The sequence below is a fragment of the Photorhabdus stackebrandtii genome (assembly GCF_011189495.1).
GTDB classification, from domain to species: domain Bacteria; phylum Pseudomonadota; class Gammaproteobacteria; order Enterobacterales; family Enterobacteriaceae; genus Photorhabdus; species Photorhabdus khanii.
In genome coordinates, this window is the sequence record NZ_PUJV01000014.1 from 52,593 (window position 1) to 66,848 (window position 14,256).

Below are 14,256 nucleotides of genomic sequence, written 5' to 3' on the forward strand. Positions count from 1 at the left end.
AATTATCATGATTAAATATTAGAGTTATACATTATTCTCTTAATTAATCGTCTATAGCCTGAATACTAAAACATTTTCATTGGCAGAAACACTCTGCGCGGTATGATATTTTTAATGATAAAATAAGATTTGTGTGTTAGCTAGCATTTTGACCAAATAATTGGTGATCATGGTGATATTAATCACATATATCGATGAATTAATTTGCGACGAAAAATAAATTTCCTACACTGAAAATTGTAGAATAAATGTTCTTATTGCTTATTTTCATAATGTAGTCATAAGTAGTAAGAGACTCCGGTAATTGAGGATATTAAGGGGGAGCAAGGTGAATATTCTGAGTTATTTGCAAAGAGTGGGACGAGCATTAATGGTACCGGTAGCCACACTGCCTGCTGCTGCAATACTAATGGGGATAGGTTACTGGATCGACCCGGTAGGCTGGGGAGCTGATAATGCACTGGCAGCTTTGTTGATTAAATCTGGTGAAGCCATTATTAAGAACATGCCAATGTTGTTTGCTATTGGTGTGGCTTATGGCATGTCTAAAGATAAGGATGGTGCGGCAGCACTGACAGGTTTTGTTGGTTTTTTAGTCGTAACGACACTTTGTTCTCCGGCAGCGGTATCTATGATCCAGGGTATTTCGGTTGACGATGTACCAAAAGCCTTTAGTAAAATTGATAACCAATTTGTTGGTATTTTAGTTGGTGTTGTGTCTGCTGAACTGTATAACCGCTTTAGTGGTGTTGAACTGCCGAAAGCGTTGTCATTTTTCAGCGGTCGTCGTTTGGTCCCCATCCTGATCTCTTTCCTGATGATTCTGGTTGCTTTCATTCTGATGTATGTATGGCCGGTGGTTTATAATGCACTGGTCACTTTTGGTGAAAGTATTAAAGATCTTGGTGCTACAGGTGCCGGTATTTATGCCTTCTTTAACCGTCTGCTTATCCCTGTTGGTCTGCATCATGCACTGAACTCTGTATTCTGGTTTGATGTTGCCGGTATCAACGATATTCCTAATTTCCTCGGTGGTCAGAAATCCATAGTAGATGGTAGCGCAATAGTTGGTATTACCGGCCGTTATCAGGCGGGTTTCTTCCCTATTATGATGTTTGGTTTACCGGGGGCGGCATTAGCGATGTATCGTTGCGCCCGTCCCGAAAATAAGGCCAAAATTGCTGGTATCATGCTTGCGGGTTCATTCGCTGCATTTTTCACCGGTATTACTGAGCCTCTGGAGTTTGCTTTCATGTTTGTTGCGCCAGTGCTTTATGTGCTGCACGCGATTTTGACTGGTATTTCAGTGTTTATCGCAGCGACAATGCAGTGGATTGCTGGTTTTGGTTTCAGTGCTGGTTTGGTGGATATGGTACTCTCTTCCCGTAACCCATTGGCGACACATTGGTACATGTTAATCCCACAAGGTCTGGTATTCTTCGGTCTGTATTATTTCGTGTTTAGTTTTACTATCAAAAAATTCAACCTGATGACTCCAGGGCGTGAATTGGCTGCTGATGGTGAAATTGATGGTTATGATGTTGATGTGGACAAAAATGGTAAAGCAACAGCTAATAGCATCCACGATGAAGCTCACCAATATGTCTCAGCGATTGGTGGTTCAGATAACTTGGTTGGTATTGATGCTTGTATTACTCGTTTGCGTCTATCTGTAAAAGATGTTGATCAGGTCAATGACAATTTGGTTAAACGCTTGGGTGCTTCCGGTATTATCCGCCTGAATAAACAAAGTGTGCAGGTTATTGTTGGCACTCGTGCAGAACTGATTGCCAGTGCTATACGTGATATTCTGGCAAAAGGTCCGGTTGCTGCTGCGACTGCAAGCTATCAACCTGAGATAGCACAGAAAGCGAAGTCTGAAAGTGAACATAAAATCCTGCTGACTTTGATTGCTCCGGTCAGTGGTAAGTTAATTGATTTGGCAGACGTACCTGATGAAGCCTTCTCCGGTAAAGTTGTTGGTGATGGTGTTGCTATTAAACCAACATCAAATACTGTGCTTGCGCCAGTGTCTGGTACGATCGTGAAAATTTTCGACACCAATCATGCTTTCTGTATTGAAACGGAGGAAGGCGTCGAATTGATTGTACATTTAGGTATTGATACGGTTTCTCTTAACGGTAAAGGTTTTAAGCGGTTGGTGGATGAAGGCGCAATAGTGAAAGTTGGGCAACCTATACTGAATCTGGATCTTGATTACCTGAATGCTAATGCTAAATCTATGATTAGTCCGGTTATCATCAGCAACATTGATGATTATATCGGCGTTAATATTTTGGCAAAAGGTCAGGTAGAAGCAGGGCAGACAAAGTTGTTTGATGTACTGAGATAAACAACAAACAGGCTTTTAAGCGTTTAAAAAATTTTCAATAAAATGAATGATGGGAAGAATATTGCTCTTCCCGTTAAGATTGTTGATAAGCCTTGTTATTTTTTAGGATTAAATTCTCTAGGGCAATAATGAAATATCGCCCGGAGAATTTAATAACATATAAAAAATATTCAGTGACATTATAATCTTGTCTCTCAAATAATTTTTAAATCTGAGTATAACGATAATTATGATTCTTATTGGTTTTTATTTGAGAATTTTTACTGTTGTTATTAGTCTCTGATTGTCTAACTCTTTATTTTTCCCTGGTGTTTCTGAACATCATTTTTCTTTTTTATAACTTATACATATATAGATATTTATAGAGTTAATTAATAATTCTGTTTAGTGATGTTATTTATTTAAGTTGTATTTTTTGTGATGAGTATCAATATTTTTAAAATTAATAATTACTTATGTTAATAAAGTGTTATAACATAAATATTGTTGATTTATTTTGAGTTGTTAAATTAAATTTTTTTAATGAGTTTCTTGTTGTTTTTATGTCTATAAAATATTAAAGAGGCGAAAATGTCAGGACATATTGAGGAAGAAAAAATAAATCAGTATTTAAAGAGTTGGGATGATAATGGCTATGTTGTTATTGAATCTGCGGTGAGTAAGGAACAAGTCAAAAAAACGATAAATGCAATATTTGAATTTTTAGAAATGAATCCAGAAAATAGTCAGGAGCTCTATGATAAAAGTATTCGTTTACGGTCTGGTATTGATAAAATGGGGCGTATTCCTTTTTATCATCACCAATCCCTTTGGGATAATCGTCAAAATCCGCTGATATATACAGTTTATGAGAAAATATTTGGTACTAGTAATCTATTAGTGAGTATTGATCGGGTCAATATGAATCCACCAATTACTGAAAACTGGGAATATGAGGGCTTTATACATTGGGATATTGATGTTTCAAAACGCCCTCTAGAAAGAAAGATACAAGGGCTGCTGAGTTTAACTGATGATGATGGTAATTCTGGAGGATTTCAGTGTGTCCCAGGGTTTCATAAAATTATTTACCAGTGGTTAGAAAAACAACCAGATGGATATAATACTCGATTCCCTGACACTACCGATATGGAAATTAAGTCTGTTCCATTGAAAGCAGGCGATTATGTTATATTTCATGGTGCACTGCCACACGGAAATCGACCTAATATTTCTGATAAACCCAGATTGGCCCAATATTTTAGCTGTTTCCCGCGTACTGATATTACTAAACAGCAAATTGTGGAGAGGATCTCGGCCTATAAACAAGGATTGCCGACTACATCTATTACAGGAAAACCATTTCCTGTTGTGCAGGGTAAACGGCAGGATACATTAAATATTAATCTTACACCTCTTGGTCAGCTATTATTAGGGTATGAGGCTGATAGTATGATGCCGTAACAGCGGAGAAAAATATGGTGTATTATATAGATGAGGTAATTGATGTTTCAATTATTCTTCCTCGATATAATGAGAACTATTTTATCATTGATAGAACTATTAAACGTATCAGAAAAATTCAAGAAAAATTGATGGTACAAATCATCATAGTTAATGATTCAGATAAAAATGGGTATCATGATGAAGAAATAAAAAGGATAAAAAAGGATTATCCTGATGTTCTTGTTATATCCAATGGAGGTAATTATGGCAAAGGCTACAGTATTCGTCGAGGGGTGGATTTGGCAAGAGGAATTTATGTTTTCTATACGGACATAGATTTCCCTATCAGTGAAGATGATTTCTTTGCCACATACCAGAAGATTCAGACATCCAACATTGATTTTATTATTGGGGAACGATATTCAAAAAACAGAGCCAGAGCTAATTCATATCGTATAATATCAGGCAAATTTTTTTTGAAAATTTACAATTTTCTGTTTAATAGCAAAATATCTGACTCACAATGTCCATTTAAAATGCTAAAGTCAGATTTAGCAAAGGAGATTTTTTCTAAACAGAAGATAAAAGGTTATGCATTTGATGCAGAAGTAATTTATATCGCAAATCGTCTTTCAAAGTCGTTGTATCAATTCCCCGTTATTTGGGAGGATACTCGGGAAAATTGGAATTTGGTAAAAACATTTATGAATTATTCTGTTATGTTTTTTGATCTTCTATCTATTAGGATTTACTGGTTTTTTAATAGTTCTAAACTGACCCAAGGGTGAAAATAATTTATGTTTTATTTAATGATATGATATCATATGACATAAGATGTAAAGAGAGTATTCAATTTTTCATACTCTCTTTGTTAGCTACATTATAAAAATATTTATTCAAGCAGTACTTTATATAATAAATTGTTACAGAGGTTTACAATATACTTTGTGACGTATTGATGTTGAATCCTTTAATCGCATTATGGAGATGTAATGAAGATCATTAACGCAAAAGCAATTCTGCTTGATATGGATGGTACTTTGGTCCAGTCAACTTCTGAGGTTGAAATTGTTTGGGCTAAATGGTGTGAAATGAATAATATCCCAATACAGAGTGTATTAGATATTTGCCATGGGGTTCGGTCTCGGGATGTTATTCTAGAGGTTGCTCCTTTTCTGGACATAGAAGAGCAAGTCGAATTATTGAATAATTTGGAAATTGAATATTCTAAAGCAGGAAAAGCGGTGGCTGGGGCTGGGCATTTTCTAAATGCCTTGGCTCCTTATTCTTGGGCGGTGGTGACTTCTGCTAGCCAGCGAGTGGCATATCTAAGAATGGAAGCATGTGGTCTCAAATTACCAAAATTGGTCATTGGTTCTGATGATGTCGTTAATGGTAAACCACATCCTGAACCTTATCTATTGGCAGCAGAACGTTTAGGTATTGCTACCAAGGACTGTTTGGTTTTTGAAGATGCCCCTGCTGGTATTCAGAGTGCTCTGGCTTCGGGATGTCGGGTGGTGCAGGTTGGCGGTATAGATAAGTTATTTGATGAGGTTGAGGTAGTGATCCAGAACTGGGAGCAAGTTAAGGTTTCTGGTGTAGATGCTGATATTGTGAAAATTTCTTTTACAGAATTAAATTAAATTTTCACATAGGTTACTTGGAAGTGAATTTATCATATGTGCACATAATTTACTGATATAAAATATATTTATAGAGGAATGATGAATCAAATTCGTGCAACTAGGATAGTTTTCTTTGCGGCTGGTGTTGGTATTTCTGCGTGGGCACCTTTAATCCCATTGGTAAAAAACAATTTAAATATTGAAGCAGATACATTGGGATTGTTGTTATTTTTCCTTGGATTAGGATCGATTATTTCTATGCCTGTTACTGGATTACTTTCAGCGCGGTTTGGTTGCCGGAGAGTGATTACTTTATCAGGAATTTGTACCATTATAATGCTGCCGTTTTTGGTTATGGTTTCCAATCCTACTCAACTTGGATTAGCACTGTTTCTATTTGGTGCATCTATTGGGACTGTAGATGTCTCTATGAATATCCAAGCTGTGGTGGTTGAGAAAAATGCTAAACGTTCTCTGATGTCAGGCTTTCATGGCTTTTTCAGCCTTGGTGGAATTTTTGGTGCTTCCGGGGTTTCAGCGTTACTTTATTTTAATTATGCGGCAATAGCTACATGTTTAATTGTATCGCTGATGTTGATAGTATTGTTTTCATTAGCCTATTCAGGGCTTATTCATGAGACTAATCTAAATTATAAAGCCGATAAAAAGATAGCTTTTCCAAGGGGGATAGTTATTGTGGCATGCTTGCTTTGTCTCATGATGGGAATTATTGAAGGATCAGTGATTGATTGGAGTGCGATATTTTTGTCTGGTGAACGGGGTATATCCACATCACTTAGTGGTCTTGGCTATGCCGCATTTGCTGCAACAATGACTATCGGACGATTTATGGGAGACCGCCTGATATCTAGAATAGGGGGGAGGAAAGTATTCTTCATTGGTACGGCCACCATTGCAATAGGATTCTTTTTGATTGTTAGTTGGGACGAGTTTGCCATATCTATGGTAGGTTTTGCCCTTATTGGGCTTGGTGCTTCCAATATTGTTCCTATCTTATGTTCTATTTCTGGCAGTCAAAAGATTATGCCGCCAAGTCATGCGGTGGCTGCTATCGTGACCTTTGGCTATTCAGGGATTATGGCTGGGCCAGCGTTAATAGGGTTCGTCGCACAGTATACAAGTTTGGAGACCGCATTTACCGCCTTAGCGGTTGGGGCATTAATTATGATGGCAAACATGACAGTAGTGAAAGATTTACCTAAATAAAGTTATTAATAGAATTTTATAATAATAGTGTCATTGAAAAGCTTATCCCAATAGACGTTATTGTTGTAGACAGTTGAGCATTGCTCAGGTTTGTTTTTTGACTGCAAAGAATGTCAAATAGAGTAGCTATGATGGGATCGGCAGTAAGTCATATTTGAGTATTCCTTTAACCCATAATTGTAAGGTAGATATTTATGAATTTTCCCCAATGGCCTGGTTTTGTAGAAAAAACACTTACAGATATTCAACAACCTCTTCTATCTGGCGAAGTCAATTATTGGACCGGAAAGAAAGGCATGGAGTTTGAAAATAAATTTGCTAATTGGATTGGTGCTGAAATGGCTATATCCTGCAATTCGGGAACTTCGGCTGTTAATATTGCTGTTGGTGCTCTGAATATTGGTGCCGGTGATGAAGTCATCGTCCCATCTTATACTTTCATTGCAACTTCATTTGCTGTTTTGCAATGTGGTGCAATTCCTGTTTTCTGTGATACTACGGAAGAACACACTATCGACCCCACTAAAATAGAAGCGCTCATCACACCGCGAACTAAGGCGATAATAGTTGTTCACCTTTATGGTATTGTGTGCGATATGGACTTTATTATGGAAATTGCACGCAAACATGGTCTTAAAGTGATAGAAGATAGCGCTCAATGTCTGGGAGGTAAATATAAAGGTAAGTCTGTGGGTACTATCGGCGACTTAGGAACTTTTAGTTTTTGCCAATCAAAGCATTTTACCACTGGCGGAGAAGGTGGCATGGTGGTGACTAATAATATTGATGTCGGTTGGGAATGTCGTGCATTCCGCGATCATGGCTTTGATGTGAAAAGAAAATTTGATCTCCTTGCCCTTGAAGAAACTTCATGGCATGTACATAACCGGGTTGGCTATAATTATCGTATGACGGAAATTCAATCTATCATCGGTATTAACGAACTGGAACGATTTGACGAATGGAATATGAAAAATCGCATAAAATATGCAAAGATTTATGACGAAATATTTTCAAACGTTGATGCAATTTATAGTTTGCCATTAAATAATGAAGACCGTAGCAATGCATATTGGTTGTATCCTATTGTTTTTGATCTTGCTAAATTGGACTGTACCGCTGAAATTATCCTGAAAGATCTAAAAGAAATCGGCGTACCAGCATTTAAAATCCAATGGCCTGAAGCATATGGGGAAAAAGTTTTTCAGGAACTGCGTGGTTTTGGCTCTGCTAATTTTCCTTTCCTTTCTAAGGAATATACCTCTCCAGAGTCAGTAAACTATCGAGATGTAGTTTGTGAAACGGCACGTTCTTTGCTAACGAGAACCATCAGCCTTTATCTCCACCCAACCTGGCATGAAGAACATATTCATTACTGTGCAAATCAACTAATCAATGTACTGAATAACCACCGTATTGGCTGAATATAAATATAAACCTATTGGGGGGATGGAATAAGTGGCAATTATATGATACGAGAAATCGCATAATTCTGGTAGGAAGAGAACAAAGGTAAAAAGGAATAATTTTCCAAGGAAGAGATAGTGATCTGCTACTAATTTGTAACGGGAAGATTGTTACTCTTCCCGTTTTTCGCTTCAACTTTGCCCTGAGTCGCTATTTTTCATGAACAAACGGTTGTTTCTCGGCACTGCTTGTTGGATTATAGGCGGTTATGTGACGCGCTTTTGGCATTATTGAGGTATAAAACAATGAGTGAGGCAGATGCCCGCCCGACAAACTTTATTCGTCAAATAATTGATGAAGATTTGGCAATGGGTAAACATACATCCGTACATACCCGCTTCCCGCCTGAACCCAATGGTTATCTGCATATTGGTCATGCAAAATCTATCTGCTTGAACTTTGGGATTGCAGAGGACTATCAGGGTCAGTGCAATTTGCGTTTTGACGATACCAATCCGGTTAAGGAAGATGTTGAGTACGTTGATTCTATTAAAAATGATGTTCAGTGGTTAGGTTTTGGGTGGAGTGGTGATATTCGTTACTCTTCCAATTATTTTGATACGCTGTATCAGTATGCTATTGAATTGATCAATAAAGGCCTGGCTTATGTTGATGAATTGAGTCCGGAAGAGATCCGTGAATATCGTGGTACATTGAAAGAGCCAGGTAAAAACAGCCCGTATCGTGACCGTAGTATTGATGAAAACTTGGTATTGTTTGAAAAAATGCGTGCCGGTGAATTTGGCGAGGGTAAAGCTTGCCTGCGAGCTAAAATTGATATGGCATCACCTTTTATTGTGATGCGCGATCCGGTTTTGTACCGTATTAAATTTGCAGAACATCATCAGTCTGGTAACAAATGGTGCATCTACCCGATGTACGATTTTACTCACTGTATTTCTGATGCGCTGGAAGGTATTACACATTCGCTGTGTACATTGGAATTCCAGGATAATCGTCGTTTGTACGACTGGGTGCTGGATAACATCACCATTGATTGCCATCCGCGTCAGTATGAATTCTCGCGTCTGAATCTTGAATACACGGTGATGTCCAAGCGTAAGCTGAACCTATTGGTGACCGACAAGATTGTTGAAGGTTGGGATGATCCTCGGATGCCGACTATCTCAGGTTTGCGTCGTCGTGGTTATACCGCCGCTTCCATTCGTGAATTCTGTCGTCGTATTGGTGTGACTAAGCAGGACAATAATGTGGAAATGGCTGCATTGGAGTCTTGTATCCGTGATGATCTAAACGAAAATGCCCCTCGCGCAATGGCTGTTCTCGATCCAGTCAGGCTGGTGATCGAAAACAGACCGGAAGGGGTGCAAATGCTGAGTATGCCTAATCATCCGAATAAACCGGAGATGGGCAGCCGTGACGTGCCATTTAGCCGTGAGATCTATATTGATCGGGCAGACTTCCGTGAAGAAGCTAACCGTCAATATAAACGCTTGGTCTTGGGTAAAGAAGTTCGTCTGCGTAACGCTTATATCATCAAAGCAGAGCGTGTTGAAAAAGATGCTGACGGCAATATCACGACAATCTATTGCAGCTATGATGAGCAAACGCTGAATAAAGATCCGATAGATGGTCGTAAAGTGAAAGGTGTTATTCATTGGATCAGCGCATCCCATGCTGTTCCTGCTGAATTCCGTCTGTATGATCGTCTATTCAGCATACCAAATCCCGGTGCAGAGGATGATTTTCTGGCGACAATTAACCCAGAATCACTGGTGGTCCGTCAGGGCTTTGTTGAGCCAAGTTTAGCGAATGCTAAGTCAGAAAAAACGTATCAGTTTGAGCGTGAAGGTTATTTTTGTGCTGATAGCTGTTATTCCAGTGCAGAAAGCCTGGTATTTAACCGTACTGTTGGTTTGCGTGATACCTGGGCAAAAATTTCTCAGGATTAATTGAGATAATGAACTGTACCCCACAAGTTGGATATGAGCCAACAGTTGAGGTGCAGTTTTTTTTGCTCACCTTAGTGTTTGTTTTGTTGGGGAAAGTAAAATCCCACAGAGAAAGCAAATAAAAACAATAGATTCAAAGTAATGGCTTTTCCATTCACTAATCATATTAATAATATAGATAACAATTCTTCGATAGCATGAAAAGGATTGGCAATCAAACTCGAAGAATTGACATTAATTACATAACCATTGAATATTGATTATATGTTAATTCATAGAGTTTTATTTCACTATCAGGAGAAATATTACTATTATCTATTGTATTTGTGAGCAGGTTGTGGTTTTTTTACACATTTATTCATTTTAGAAAAATAATAAACAATGTATTCTGTGAAATATCACTATACTGATTCTTGAGGCTATGAAATAAAAAATTACAATCTGGATATTTTATAGATACGAAAAAAAGAGGATATGATAATAATAAGTTGATATTAATTAAGAAAAATTACCAATTGGAAAATTATTCTTTATTTTGTAGGGGATTATGAATATGAGAAAAAATATAATTAGCGTGCAAAAGGAAGCAATCACTATCCCATCCGACAATTTTGAAACAGCTGAAAGAGTTGCCAGGAGAACATCTGTAAAATTACACAACCCAAGTAAAAATAAGCGTTCCAAACATGGGCCGGTGATTTGGTTTGATACGGAAAAGCTGTCAGATCAAAGGCCAGATGACAGCATTTTCATCAGGGTAATAAATTCTTTTTATAGTGGTATAATTTTGTATTCAAATAATATATCAACTTTCATTGATGCAATACCCAAAAGAATGCAAATAATTCTGAGGGTTAAAACATCTGAGGAGTTGATTAAATTCCGGGAAAGCGAACATTTCGCTACTTGCTATGAAAGCTATGTTGATGATCAAGAAAGTTTACTTAAGACAATCAATGAAGGAATAGAATTCAATTTTATTTGGATTCTTTTTCGTGACCCAACCAATATTCCCCTCGCACTGGTCATTGCATCGTTACAATCTACCGGGACTATTTTGTCAAAAGAAATCAGAGATCCCAATGATGTCGATGATGCAATTGTATCTTATGGTGTTATGGAATATGGCACTGAAGGTATTATATTTTTACCTAATACACATGATGCCATGAGCGACTTTATCGATCGTTTATCATATAACAGAAAAGAATCACTGCAACTACAAGTAGGAGTAATTACAGAAAGCCGTCCTCTCAGTATGGGGTATCGAGCTTACATTGATGCATCCACATTTGTTAGTGCTATTTTGGCACAACTTCGGAAAAGATACTGATTGATAATACGAAAATTGCTATTTCATCTGGGGCTAGCGGATTATATGTTGGCAGAAATGTTTTTCAAAATCCGCAATCTTTGTTGAAAAATTTATATGAGTGCATAAACGCAGAGCTAATATCTTTGGCGTGATAAAAGCCTGTATATCATAGATCTCATCAGTTGAATGTTACTAAAAGGGTTTATCATGGAACTCGCTATCGACACTCAAAACGAGCCTAAACAAGAAACCGGTTATTGCTTATCCCCGTTGTGGAAAGACGTTTTTTCTAAAGAGTTATTGGAAGAACTTAATTCGAATATATTTCTGGTGGCTTGTCGTTCTGGGCAGGCCAACCAGAGCTTACTAAAAAAGTTTATGATTCAGCACCATTATTATTCACAATATTTTACCCGATATTTGTGTTCATTAATGGGAGGTTTAGCTGATCAAAAAGATTTTGTGTCACTTTCTCATAATTTGCTGGAAGAGCTAACAGGAACTGATGCTGCAAAAATATCTCATGCAGAGTTATATAAAAAGGCAATGGCTGCTCTCAATGCTGTTCCTAAAAGTGACGCAATTCTTAAAAGTACTCAGCAACTGATTGACGCTATGTTTCGCCACTGCCGGAGTGATGATTCCCTAAGAGGGCTGGCGGCTTTATGTTTAGGTGCTGAAGCAATTGTACCTTTGGTTTATGGTCCCATTTTAGATGCATTGCGATCAATAAAGGCTTCTGACGACGCATTATATTTCTTCAAAATCCATGTTGAGGAGGACGAAGATCATGCAATAGTGATGAGGAAAATTATTGATCGAATGATTGAAGAAAACCCTCATCGAAGGGTAGATGTTATTGCTGTTGGTGAAGAGATGGTGCGTTTTCGCATGGCGATGCTAAATGAGCTATATCAAAGTAATACCAGGATAAATCCGAATATACCGGCACTGTTATTTGAGGGTGATACAGATATTTTGCGTAATGATGACATGCAACAGGTAAAGTGTTGAAACGCAGATTAAGAGATATTTCTCCTAAAATTTTTGAGGAATATGAAAAAAATAAACAACTCCCAAATGGAATTTTGAAAATCGTTAACGATATATCGATTAATTAGAGTTAACTATAAAGAAGGGGAAGTATTGTGAGCAAAGTTTATTATGAAAGTCCTGCTGTTGAAGCTATAAAACAAAAATTGATCCCACCCACTCACTTTCAGTCCACTGGTAAAATTCTCGTCAGACCTGACGGGCATATAGCGTGGTATTGTCGGGATAATAAAGAACATGAAAAACTTTTGGCGGAAACGATGATTAAAATATTTTTAAGATAAAATATCTTGAATGTCATTTTAAAATAGTTAAAGAATGTAATTTGTAAAATAAGATGTGATATTAGAGGTGATTATAATGAAAAAGACTTTCTTTTCATCTGGCGATTTCGGTAGAGTTCCAGGCGAGTTAATTGAAGATAAACCGACTCAATTAATTCATGAGAATGTATTGAATTCTGAAGTCAGTCAAGATGTAAATTTCTCAAATGAAAGGCGCCATAAGGTCGCTATGGTTAATTTACCCAGTAAAGTTCTCAGTATGACTCTGGGTGGATTACAACCTGGGCAATCCACGCGTAAACACAGGCATAGTTATGAAACCATAATATATATCGTCAATGGTGAGGGGTATTCACTCATTGGTGAAAAACATGTTTCATGGAAAGCGGGTGATGCAATATATGTGCCTGTATGGGCATGGCATCAACATATAAATAGCAGTACCACTGATGAAGCATTCTATATTGCATGTGAAAATGCGCCAATGTTGCAAAACTTGGGGCTGGCAGTTCGTGAAGAACTTTGAATTTAGCAAAAATAGCCGTAAACCCTTGTCCAATGTATTGAATTACTTAATGTATCTATAGAGATATAGTAATAAAAAAACGTATTACATTTGTTCTGAGTAATACGTTTTTAATATTATTTAACTTTATTCTTATTTCTATAATTCCATACTACCAAGAATTAAAGTTACAGTAATGATGGATAATAACGTAGTCCATGTGATAATAGATGCCATTGCTTCATGGTCACCTCCCATTTGTCTGGCTAATATATAAGCATTGCCAGCACAAGGTACTGCGGAATATAGAATAGCAATATTGGCAGGAACGCCTGATGCACCTAAATATTTAATTATCAAGATGGTGATAAGTGGCATGACAACCAACTTGAGTATAGTTGCGTAGGAGATCGAAAGTAGCTTTTTTATATTCATACTAATGATCAATCCAGCGCCTACAGACATTAAGCTTAATGGTGTAGCTGCATTAGAAAGATAGATAAAAAGTTGTTTAATTGAGCCAGTAATATGAATGTTAAAGAAGTTTAGTAATACCCCAATGATTGCGCCAATGATCAGAGGGTTTTTAGCTAAAGCAAGAATAGCACTACTGAGACTTTTTTTGCTTCCACTACCATAATGATTCATCACCAATACGCTCATAATATTAGTGATAATTATCATATAGGCTACAAAAAATCCAGATAGTGCAACTCCTTCACTTCCGAATAGTGATTGTGAAAGGGCTATAAAAACATATGAGTTATATCTAACTCCACCTTGAAAAATAGAGGTAAATAGAGCAGGTGTAGTATTAAATAAAAATCTACCGGATAAAATAATAATAGCGATTATTATCGTGGAGCTTATTGTTGATATTATTGGGTAGAAGTTGTCAGCGCCAGAAAAATTGGCTTCACTAATATCTAAGACTAATAGAGCAGGAAAAAATAGATAGTAAACAAATTTATCTGAGAAGTTCCAGAAATTAGAGACATCTTTTATATATTTTTTGGATAAGAAACCAAGAATAATTAATAGGAATATAGGCAGAATTGAAAAGAAAACATTTAACATCTTAAGATC

At 37.1% G+C, this 14,256-nt stretch carries 11 protein-coding genes and 2 pseudogenes; 12 read left to right on the forward strand and 1 reads right to left on the reverse strand.

The window, feature by feature from the left end; genetic code table 11:
* Positions 1 to 328: 328 nt before the first annotated feature.
* The 12 genes and pseudogenes from nagE to C5470_RS13345 form a co-directional block, all read left to right on the forward strand.
* Positions 329 to 1,838: pseudogene (gene nagE, locus C5470_RS13295) on the forward strand (N-acetylglucosamine-specific PTS transporter subunit IIBC); the annotation flags it as partial.
* Between the two features lie 65 nt (positions 1,839 to 1,903).
* Positions 1,904 to 2,353, forward strand: a pseudogene (locus C5470_RS23695) (glucose PTS transporter subunit IIA); the annotation flags it as partial.
* 570 nt (positions 2,354 to 2,923) lie between these two features.
* A complete protein-coding gene (locus C5470_RS13300; RefSeq protein WP_166289792.1) occupies positions 2,924 to 3,796 on the forward strand; it encodes a phytanoyl-CoA dioxygenase family protein in 873 nt (290 codons plus the stop codon).
* 14 nt (positions 3,797 to 3,810) lie between these two features.
* A complete protein-coding gene (locus C5470_RS13305) occupies positions 3,811 to 4,566 on the forward strand; it encodes a glycosyltransferase (protein ID WP_166289795.1) in 756 nt (251 codons plus the stop codon).
* A gap of 204 nt (positions 4,567 to 4,770) precedes the next feature.
* A complete protein-coding gene (locus C5470_RS13310) occupies positions 4,771 to 5,424 on the forward strand; it encodes an HAD-IA family hydrolase (RefSeq protein ID WP_166289798.1) in 654 nt (217 codons plus the stop codon).
* Positions 5,425 to 5,505: 81 nt separating this feature from the next.
* Positions 5,506 to 6,633, forward strand: a complete 1,128-nt coding sequence (locus tag C5470_RS13315) for an MFS transporter (protein ID WP_207626990.1) — start codon at positions 5,506 to 5,508, stop codon at positions 6,631 to 6,633.
* Positions 6,634 to 6,827: 194 nt separating this feature from the next.
* Complete coding sequence (locus C5470_RS13320) at positions 6,828 to 8,057, forward strand: DegT/DnrJ/EryC1/StrS family aminotransferase (protein WP_166289804.1); 1,230 nt, start codon at positions 6,828 to 6,830, stop codon at positions 8,055 to 8,057.
* Between the two features lie 288 nt (positions 8,058 to 8,345).
* Positions 8,346 to 10,013: a glutamine--tRNA ligase gene (gene glnS, locus C5470_RS13325; RefSeq protein ID WP_166289809.1), complete on the forward strand. Its 1,668-nt coding sequence runs from the start codon at positions 8,346 to 8,348 to the stop codon at positions 10,011 to 10,013.
* A gap of 553 nt (positions 10,014 to 10,566) precedes the next feature.
* Complete coding sequence (locus tag C5470_RS13330) at positions 10,567 to 11,346, forward strand: 3-dehydroquinate synthase II domain-containing protein (RefSeq protein WP_166289812.1); 780 nt, start codon at positions 10,567 to 10,569, stop codon at positions 11,344 to 11,346.
* A gap of 189 nt (positions 11,347 to 11,535) precedes the next feature.
* Positions 11,536 to 12,342, forward strand: coding sequence for an iron-containing redox enzyme family protein (locus C5470_RS13335; RefSeq protein WP_166289815.1), 807 nt, complete (start codon positions 11,536 to 11,538; stop codon positions 12,340 to 12,342).
* A gap of 134 nt (positions 12,343 to 12,476) precedes the next feature.
* On the forward strand, positions 12,477 to 12,665 hold the full coding sequence (locus C5470_RS13340) for an aromatic-ring hydroxylase C-terminal domain-containing protein (RefSeq protein WP_166289818.1): 189 nt from the start codon (positions 12,477 to 12,479) through the stop codon (positions 12,663 to 12,665).
* 76 nt (positions 12,666 to 12,741) lie between these two features.
* A complete protein-coding gene (locus C5470_RS13345; protein ID WP_166289821.1) occupies positions 12,742 to 13,191 on the forward strand; it encodes a cupin domain-containing protein in 450 nt (149 codons plus the stop codon).
* A 138-nt stretch (positions 13,192 to 13,329) separates the two neighbouring features.
* Here the strand turns inward: C5470_RS13345 and C5470_RS13350 are convergent, their stop codons facing one another.
* Positions 13,330 to 14,247: an AEC family transporter gene (locus C5470_RS13350; RefSeq protein ID WP_166289824.1), complete on the reverse strand. Its 918-nt coding sequence runs from the start codon at positions 14,245 to 14,247 to the stop codon at positions 13,330 to 13,332.
* Positions 14,248 to 14,256: the final 9 nt, after the last annotated feature.